Source organism: Nonomuraea sp. NPDC049784 (genome assembly GCF_040659615.1).
Taxonomy (GTDB): Bacteria; Actinomycetota; Actinomycetes; order Streptosporangiales; family Streptosporangiaceae; genus Nonomuraea.
Genome location: NZ_JBFAMX010000446.1, coordinates 1 through 8,641, shown reverse-complemented (window position 1 = coordinate 8,641; position 8,641 = coordinate 1). Strand labels below are relative to the sequence as shown.

At 71.2% G+C, this 8,641-nt stretch carries 5 protein-coding genes; 2 read left to right on the top strand and 3 right to left on the bottom strand.

Going from position 1 to position 8,641, the window contains the following annotated elements; translation table 11 throughout:
- Window positions 1–42: 42 nt before the first annotated feature.
- Together AB0J09_RS47195 and AB0J09_RS47190 are read right to left on the bottom strand one after the other, a co-directional pair.
- Entirely contained in the window at window positions 43–1,419 is a 1,377-nt protein-coding gene (locus AB0J09_RS47195) for a sugar ABC transporter substrate-binding protein (RefSeq protein WP_360706721.1), read from the bottom strand.
- A 22-nt stretch (window positions 1,420–1,441) separates the two neighbouring features.
- On the bottom strand, window positions 1,442–2,356 hold the full coding sequence (locus tag AB0J09_RS47190) for a carbohydrate ABC transporter permease (protein WP_360706718.1): 915 nt from the start codon (window positions 2,354–2,356) through the stop codon (window positions 1,442–1,444).
- Between the two features lie 8 nt (window positions 2,357–2,364).
- Here AB0J09_RS47190 and AB0J09_RS47185 point away from each other — a divergent pair, with 8 nt between their 5' ends.
- On the top strand, window positions 2,365–4,272 hold the full coding sequence (locus AB0J09_RS47185; RefSeq protein ID WP_360706715.1) for a beta-galactosidase: 1,908 nt from the start codon (window positions 2,365–2,367) through the stop codon (window positions 4,270–4,272).
- Window positions 4,273–4,642: 370 nt separating this feature from the next.
- A complete protein-coding gene (locus tag AB0J09_RS47180) occupies window positions 4,643–6,613 on the top strand; it encodes a DUF2264 domain-containing protein (protein ID WP_360706712.1) in 1,971 nt (656 codons plus the stop codon).
- Between the two features lie 277 nt (window positions 6,614–6,890).
- On the opposite strand, the gene AB0J09_RS47175 is transcribed toward AB0J09_RS47180, so the two are convergent.
- Window positions 6,891–8,579, bottom strand: a complete 1,689-nt coding sequence (locus AB0J09_RS47175; RefSeq protein WP_360706709.1) for an ROK family transcriptional regulator — start codon at window positions 8,577–8,579, stop codon at window positions 6,891–6,893.
- Window positions 8,580–8,641: the final 62 nt, after the last annotated feature.

The following is an 8,641-nucleotide window of genomic DNA, read 5'->3' as shown; positions in this document are numbered from 1 at the left end:
GGGCGGCCCGGCTGGGTGTGTCCGGCCGGGCCGGCTCCCGGGTCAGCCGCCGCTGGTGGTGAAGCCCTGCTCGGTGCCGAAGGCGGTGATGCGGTCCTGCCAGGACTTCAGCGCCGCGGACAGGTCGCCGCCGCCGTCGATGGCCTGGCCCACGGTGTCCTTGAAGACGCTGTTGGCGTACACCTGGAACGGGAGGTACTGCCAGCCGGGCTGGACAGCGGTCGAGGCGTCACCCAGGACCTGGTTGATCTTCTGCCCACCGAAGAACTCCAGCGGTGCGTCGCGGAACGCCGGGTCGTCGAGCAGCACCTTCGTGGCGGGGAACAGCCCGGCCTCGGAGTTCAGCGACTTGACGGCCTCCGGGTCGGAGTTGAGCCACTCCGCGAAGGCGACGGCCGCCGGGATGTTCTTGCTCTGCGGGATGACCGCCACCGAGGAGCCGCCGTTCTCGGCGTTCATCGGCTTGGCCGCGTCGAACTGGGGCATGGGGGCGACCGCCCACTTGCCCTTCGTCTTGGGGATGGAGTTCACGATGCCGTTCGGGGCCCAGGCTCCGGTCAGCCAGGCCACGTACTTGCCGGAGCCCATGCCCTTCCACCACTCGTCCGTCCAGCCGGGCTGCGCATCGACCAGCTTCTCGCCGAGCAGCGTGCTCCAGGTGCCGACCCACTGCTTGACGCCGGGGTCGGAGCCGAGCGTGACGCTGACCGTGCTCTCGCCCGATGTCTTGAACGGCGTGCCGCCCGCCTGCCAGATCATGCTGTCGACGCCGCCGGCGTCCCCGGGGTCGATCGTGGTGATGAACGAGTCCGGGTCGGCGGCCTTGATCTTCCTGGCCGCATCGACGAACTCCGCCCACGTGGCCGGGGGCTTGAGCTTCAGCTTGTCGAAGATGTCCTTGCGGTAGAACATCGCCATCGGGCCGGTGTCCTGCGGGATGCCGTAGATGCCGCCGTTGATCGCCACCTGGCCCCACGCCGACGGGGCGAACTTGTCCTTCAGCGCGGCGGCGCCGTAGTCGGCCAGGTTGACGACCTGCTTGGAGAGCGCGAACTGGGGCAGCGCGAAGTACTCGACCTGCGCCACGTCGGGCGCGCCGGAACCGGCCTTGATCGCGGTCTGCAGCTTGGTGTACTGGTCGGCGGACTGCCCCGCGTTCACCACGTTGACCTTGATGTTCGGATATTTCGCTTGGAAGCGGGCGACGGTCTTCTCGACCCCCGTGACCCACGTCCAGAACGTCAGCTCGGCCGGCTTGCTCAGCGCGTCCTGCACGGCGGCCGACGCGCTCGGAGCGGCGGCCGGGGCGGTGGCGCCCCCGCCCCCGCCGGAGCCGCCGCCGCACGCGGCCAGGGCAAGTGACAGGGCCGCGCCGACCCCGGCGGTCACGAAACCGCGCCGCGACGAATGTGTTCTCATGGCGTTTCCTCACTCACGGGGGTTACTGCTTGACGCTTCCGGTGGCGAGGCCCGACTGCCAGAACCGCTGGAGCACCAGGAAGGCGACGATCAACGGCACGATGGACAGCAGGCTGCCGGTCAGGATCAGCTGGTAGGTGGCGTCACCGGCGCCCGAGGTGCCGCTGTTGGCTTGGGCGTTCCACTGGTTGAGCCCGACGGTGAGCGGGAACCAGTCCGGCGTGTTCAGCACGATCAGCGGCAGGAAATAGTTGTTCCACGTCGCGACCAGCGCGAAGAGCAGGACGGTGACGAAGCCCGGGGCGAGCAGCCGCAGCGCGATGGTCCGGAAGATCCTGAACTCGCCTGCCCCGTCGATGCGGGCCGACTCCAGGATCGAGTCGGGCACCGCGTCGGCCGCGTAGACCCGCATCAGGTAGAGCCCGAACGGGCTGCACAGCGACGGGATGAGCACCGCCCACGGGGTGTCGACGATCCCGATGCGGCTGAACAGCAGGTACGTCGGCACCGCGAGGGCCGTGCCCGGGATGGAGATCCCGCCGAGCACCAGCGCGAACAGCAGCTTGCGGCCGGGGAAGTCGTACTTCGCCAGGGCGTATCCGCCGATGGTGGCCAGCAGGGCGGCCCCGCCCGCGCCCACCACGGAGTAGAGCACGGTGTTGCCGAACCAGCGCAGGAAGATGCCGTTCTGGTAGCTCAGGGTGTCGCCGATGTTGGCGAACAGGTGGAAGTCCCCGCCGAACCAGAGCCCGAAGGTCGAGAACAGGTCGCCGCCGCTCTTGCTGGCGTTGGCCAGCAGCCAGAACAGCGGCAGGACCGCGTACACGAACATCACCAGCATGATCACGGTGAGGGTGGAGCTCTTCCTCCGGCGGCGCCTGGCCGCGGGGGATCGGCGGGCGGCTACGGCGGGGCCCGCCTCGGCGACGGCCGTCACAGTCCCGGGTGAACCTCGTCACCGTCGGGGTGTTCGGCTGGGCCCGCGTGGAGCCGGCACGAGGAGCGTACGACTTCTCCCTCTTCGACCAGGTCCTGGATGACCTGCACGCGCACGGGATCACCGCCGACCTCGCCACCATGACGGCGTCGCCGCCGCCGTGGCTCGCCTATGAGCACCCCGAGATCCTGCCGGTCACCGCGGACGGTACGGTGCTGGGCCCCGGCGGCCGGCAACACTTCTGCCCGTCCAGCCCGGTCTACAGGGAACGGGCCGCGCTGCTGGTGGAGCGGCTGGCCGAGCACTACCGCGACCATCCCGCCCTCGGGCTGTGGCACGTCGGCAACGAGTACGGCTGCCATATCCCCGCCTGCTACTGCGAGGTGTCGGCGGCCGATTTCCGCCGCTGGCTTCGGGAGCGGTACGGCGATGACATCGAGGCGCTGAACGACGCCTGGTCGACTGACTTCTGGTCGCAGCGCTACGCGTCCTTCGACCACATCCAGCCACCTCGCGTGGCACCAACGTACCCCAACCCGGCCCAGCAACTCGACTACACACGCTTCAGCGACGAGGCGCTGCGCGGCTGCTTCGACCTGGAGGCGGGCATCCTGCGGCGCGTCACTCCCGAGGTGCCGATCACCACGAACTTCCTGGCGGGCCTCAAGGCCGTGGACGTCTTCGGCTGGGCGCCGAGGGTGGACGTCGTGGCGGTCGACTGCTACCCCGACCCCCACGACGAGCGGCCGCATCTCTTCCCCGGCCTGGTGTACGACACGATGCGCGGCGCCGGGGGCGGCGACCCGTGGATCCTGATGGAGCAGGCGCCGAGCGCGGTCAACTGGCGGGCCAGAAACGCGATCAAGCAGCCCGGCCGGATGCGCCTGTGGAGCTGGCAGGCGGTCGCGCACGGCGCCGACGCGATCCTGTACTTCCAGTGGCGGCAGTCACGCGGCGGCGCCGAGAAGTTCCACTCGGGCATGGTGCCGCACGCGGGCGCCGACAGCAGGGTCTACCGCGAGATCGCGGCGCTCGGCCAGGAGCTGGCCTCGGTGCCCGACCTGCCCGGCACGAGGGTTCACAACCAGGTGGCGGTCCTGCTCGACTGGAACAGCTGGTGGGCGCTCGAGCTCGACTCCCACCCGTCGGACGGCGTGCGCCAGCAGGATCGTCTGCTCGACCACTACGGCCCCCTGTTCGACCTGGGCGCCGGCGTGGACGTGGTGCCGCCCTCGGCTGATCTGTCCGGCTACGCGCTCGTCGTCGTGCCGAACCTGTACCTCCTGCCGGACGAGGACGCGCGGCGCCTCTCGTCATACGTCTCCGGCGGCGGCGCGCTGGTCGTCTCCTTCTTCAGCGCGATCGTCGACGAGCACGACCGGGTCCACCTGGGCGGATATCCCGCGCCGCTCCGCGAGGTCCTCGGGGTGCGGGTCGAGGAGTTCTGCCCGGCGGCCGAGCACGAGACGTTCGCCGTGCGGGGCTGCGGGGCGCTCCCGCACCTCGAAGGGGTGGCCGGCCTATGGCGGGAGGACCTGCGGCTCACCGGGGCCGAGCCCGAGCTCGTCTTCGGCGCCCCCGACTGGGCCGGCCGCCCGGCCGTGACCAGGCACGAGTTCGGTGAGGGAACCGCCCGCTACCTCTCGACCCGGCTCGACGAGCCCACCATGCGGGCGGTCCTCGCGCGGGCGCTCGCCGAAGCGGGAGTGACCCCCGTCGTCGAAGGCCTGCCTCCGGGGGTCCAGGCGAGCGTACGCGCCGGAGCCGGCCGCCGCTTCCTGATCCTGCTGAACCACACCGGCGACAAGCACGACCTCACCCTCAGCGGCGAGTGGACCGACGCGCTCTCGGGAGAGAACGTCGGCGCCGTCTCCCTGCCGCCCGCGGGCGTCGCCGTGCTGCGCGCGACCGGGTGATGGAGGATCAGCCCTAGATCGCCCCCAGGAGCACGATGATCAGAGAGGCGGCCATGACCTCGTTGTAGCTCGGCACGTCGCTGGAGATGAACGACTCGAGCCCCAGCGGCAGCGTGAACTCCTCCCACGACTTCGGCGGGGTGCCGGGATCGAGCCCGGTCGCCCGGAGCTTGTCCTTGTTGGCGTAGACGAGCGTACGACCGCAACAAGCGCTGAACTACGTGTGGTTGGGCGGGAGTGCGGCCGGTGGTGCGAGCGGCCGTACTGTAAGTCCATCATTTGGAGTTAATCAATGGACCGCGCAGCGCAACCCCTGACGCGGATGAGCAGCTCGCGCCGAGCACGAATAGGCATGGGAGATCCGCCGCTCATGAACCGCACCCCCGACGAGGACCGCGCCCACTGGGAGCGGACGGCGGACCAGTTGCTGCTCGCCGTACGGCCGTACGCCACTGGCGGGCATTCGCTGATCCAGCTGCCCGGTCCGCCGAGCATCAACGGTGTACTCAGCGATGGGCTTGAGGGCTTCGCGCGCACCTTCCTGCTGGCGGGCTTCCGTCTGGCGGGTGCGGAGGGCAAGGACCCGCACGACTTCGCCGGGTGGTACGCGGCCGGGCTGGCAAACGGCACCGACCCGGACAATCCGGAGCGCTGGCCCACGTTCGCCGAGTGCAACCAGGCCAAGGTCGAGGCCGCGTCGATCGTGCTCGCGCTGCACGAGACGCGGCCGCTGATCTGGGACCGCCTCGACGACCAGGTCAGACAGCGGGTACTGGACTGGCTCGCCCCGATGGTCGGCGATCCGATGCCCGGCAACAACTGGATCTGGTTCCAGGGCGTCACCGAGGCGTTCGCTCGCACCGCCGGAGGCCAGTGGCGCCAGCAGGATCTCGACCGGATCATCGCGCTGACCGACGGCTGGTACGCGGGCGACGGCTGGTACTCCGACGGGCTCACCGGCGGCGAGCGGCGCAACTTCGACCACTACAATGGCTGGGCGATGCACCTGTACCCGCTGTGGTTCTGCCGCATCCTGGGCAATGCGGCGCCCAGCGGGCTCCTCGACCGCTACCGGGGTCGGCTGCGGCGCTTCCTCGCCGACCAGCGGCTGCTGGTCGGCGCCAACGGCTCACCGCTGATCCAGGGCCGCTCGCTCACCTACCGGCACGCCGCGCTGGCCCCGCTGTGGACGGGCGCGCTGTTCGACGCCACGCCGCTGGCGCCCGGGGAGACCCGGGCGATCGCGAGCCGGATGCTCGACCACTTCACGGAGCGCGGGGCCACCGACGACGAGGGGCTGTTGACGCTCGGCTGGCACCAGCCCTACCGGGGCGTCCTGCAGGTGTACTCGGGGCCCGCCTCGCCATACTGGGCCAGCAAGGGCTTCATCGGCCTCGCCCTGCCGCCGGACCATCCGGTGTGGACCGAGGAGGGGAACCCGCTCGCCGTCGAACAGGGCGACTTCACGCGGACCCTCCAAGCCCCCGGCTGGCTCGTCTCAGGCACCGCCGCCGACGGTGTCGTACGGGTGGTCAGCCACGGCGGCGACCACGCCGACCCGGCCCGCCCGCACGCCGACGACCCCTGCTACGCGCGTTTCGCCTACTCCACGCACACGGCACCCGAAACCCCGGGCGACCCTACCGCGGGCCTCGGCGCCTGCGCGGGCGCCGACCCGCTGGACAACGCGGTCGTGCTGCTGGACGCCGCGGGGCGCGCCTCGCACCGGCGTCCGGCGACCAGGGTCTCCGTGGACGGCGCCACTGCGGTCTCCCGCTCGCGGGCGCATTGGCCCGAGGACGCGACCTGGGATCCGTTCGGCGGGCCCGACACCCGGTACGCTCTCGGCCCCTGGATCACGGTCGGCTCCGCGCTGCGCGGATCGGTCGAGGTACGGGCCGTACGCATCGACCCGGTACCAGGCGCTGAAACAACGGCACAAATCCTGCGTGTCGGCGGCTGGGCGCTGGCCGTCGATCCGCAGTCGTCACCCGGCCGCCCCGACGGCGCCACCGCACGGGTCGAGGACGCGGCGGGGCTGGTTTCCGTCGTCGTCGGGGCGCAGGAACTGCCCAAGGCGGCCGTGGTGTTCGGCTCGGACAGCAACGCGCTCGGCGCCGCGTCCGCCACCCCCGTCGTGGAGAGCAACGGACCCGTCGCCCACGGTACGGTGCACATCGCGCTCGTCCACCTCGGCGGCACCGACCCCGCCGCGCTGCCGCGGGTCGCCACCCGCGCCGAAGGCACTACCCTGCTCGCGGACGTGACGTGGCCCGACGGCGTACGGGACACGATCCGGCTGCCCGCGCCCGAAACCGCGTACTGCCCCTGGGAGGAGTGACGTTGACGAGTGTGACGGCGAGCGCGGGCATACCCGCCATCCGGCGTGGCACCAACCTGCCGCGCGTCGGCGACTTCAACGAGTCGTGATCTTGGACGCCATTCGGCGGCACACCACCGGGCTGAGCCGCGTCGAACTCGCCCAGGCCACGGGGCTGTCGCCCGGCCTCCCTGGTCCTCGACCAGGCGCTGTCCGCCCAGCCTTGGTCACTGCTGCTGGTCTGACCCTACAAAGGCCCAGGGCTGCCATGTGGGGGAGCACGGGGCAGCAACTGCTGTCAGACGAACCGGCCGGAGGCCTGCGAGGACCGCCACAGGGCGTTGCTGCCCAGCCGCGGGGTGAACGTCGCGTGGAAGATGGTGGAGGCCGCGCCGACCGCCGCCGCCTCCGGGCCCAGCACCGACGCCTCGACGTCGACATGCCGCAGCCGCCGCGCGGTGGGGAAGTCGTTGACCATCGCCCCGATGTGGTCGAGGTACAGCGGGGCCGCCTCGTCGGTGAAGAAGGGGCCGCCCAGAACGACCAGATCGATGTCCAGCAGATCGACCAGACCGATGGCGCCCTGCCCGATGGCCCGCGCCAGATCGCGTACGGCCGCGCCTGCGGCCGGATCGCCGCCGGCGGCCGCCTCGGTGATCGCACGGTACGCGGCAGTGCTGCCCGGCTGATCCGCGCCGGCGGCGCAGCCGCGCCGGGCCGCCAGCTGCGACAGGCCGACCGGCGGATTGCACTCGGGGAGGATCTCCGGCTGGCCGCCGGGCTCCGTACGGCCCAGGGCCACGGCGCACAGCTGGCCGAACTCACCGGCGTTGGCGCTGGTGCCCCGGTACAGGTCGCCGTTCAGATACAGCCCGGAGCCCACACCCGTACCGAGATAGAGGTACGCGAAGTCGCGGGCACGACGGTCACGTCCGATCCACCGCTCGCCCGCGGCGGCGGCTGCGGCGTCCTTCTCCATGATCAGCGGGCACTGGAAGTGGTCCTTGAGCAGATACAGCAGCGGCAGATCGGTCCACACCGACATCAGCGGCGGATCGAGCACGGTGCCCGAGGCGATGTCCACCGGCCCCGGGACCGCGACGCCGATACCGAGGAAGCCGTCCGCGCGCACCGCACTGCGGGCATCGGCAAGCACATCGCTGCCCAGCTGCACCACCTGCTTGACCAGCACCTCCGGATCGGCGGTCCGGCGCACGGGCTGGGTGCGTACGGCGATGAGCGTGCCGTCGAGGTCGATGACGACGGCTGTGATGACCTCCGGGTCGATGTGGATGCCCACCGCGTGCGCCGCGTCGCCGCGCAGCCGCACCGGGGTACGGGGCTTGCCCGAGGTGGCGTGCCGCTGGGCGTCCTCGACGAGGATGCCGCGGGCGAGCAGCGACCGGGAGATCCGGGACACCGACTGCTGTGTCAGGCCAGTGCGGTGGGCTATCTCGCCGCGGGTGATGGTGCCCGACAGCCGGACGACCTCGATGACGACGCACTCATTGAACGAGCCCAGGTCGATGTGGTTGGCTCCGCCCGACGTCTCGCGGCGCAACGCCGCGTCCGGCTCCTCGCCGGACGGCACATGGCTCGCGATGCTCTCGCGCAGCCACTGCAGCGGCTCGCCGGGCAGCTCCGCCGCGTACCGGCCGATGGCGCCCGCAAGGTCGAGGTAGACGCGGCGAGAGGACTCCGGGTGCCGGGTGCTGTCCAGGGCGACCAGGGCACGCAGATAGCTGCGCCAGTGGGAGGCGTCTGGGATGCGGTGGAACGTGACATCCGCCTCGTCGCTCGCGGCGTCAGGCATCCCCCACAGCACGAGGGCGTGCAGCGGTACGTGCGGATGCCTCCGACGGGCCTTGGTGAGGAAGCCGGCCAGGGCTCCGGTCTGTTCGGCGTCGCTCGGCAGACCGGTGGCGGCGAGTGCTGCGCAGGCCCGGTCCAGCTCCGTCAGTACGTCGGCGCCGACCCCGCCGCCCATCGCGGACGTGCATCACCTGACGGTCTTCGGCAGGTGTCGCAACTGCCGATAGGCGCCCGGCC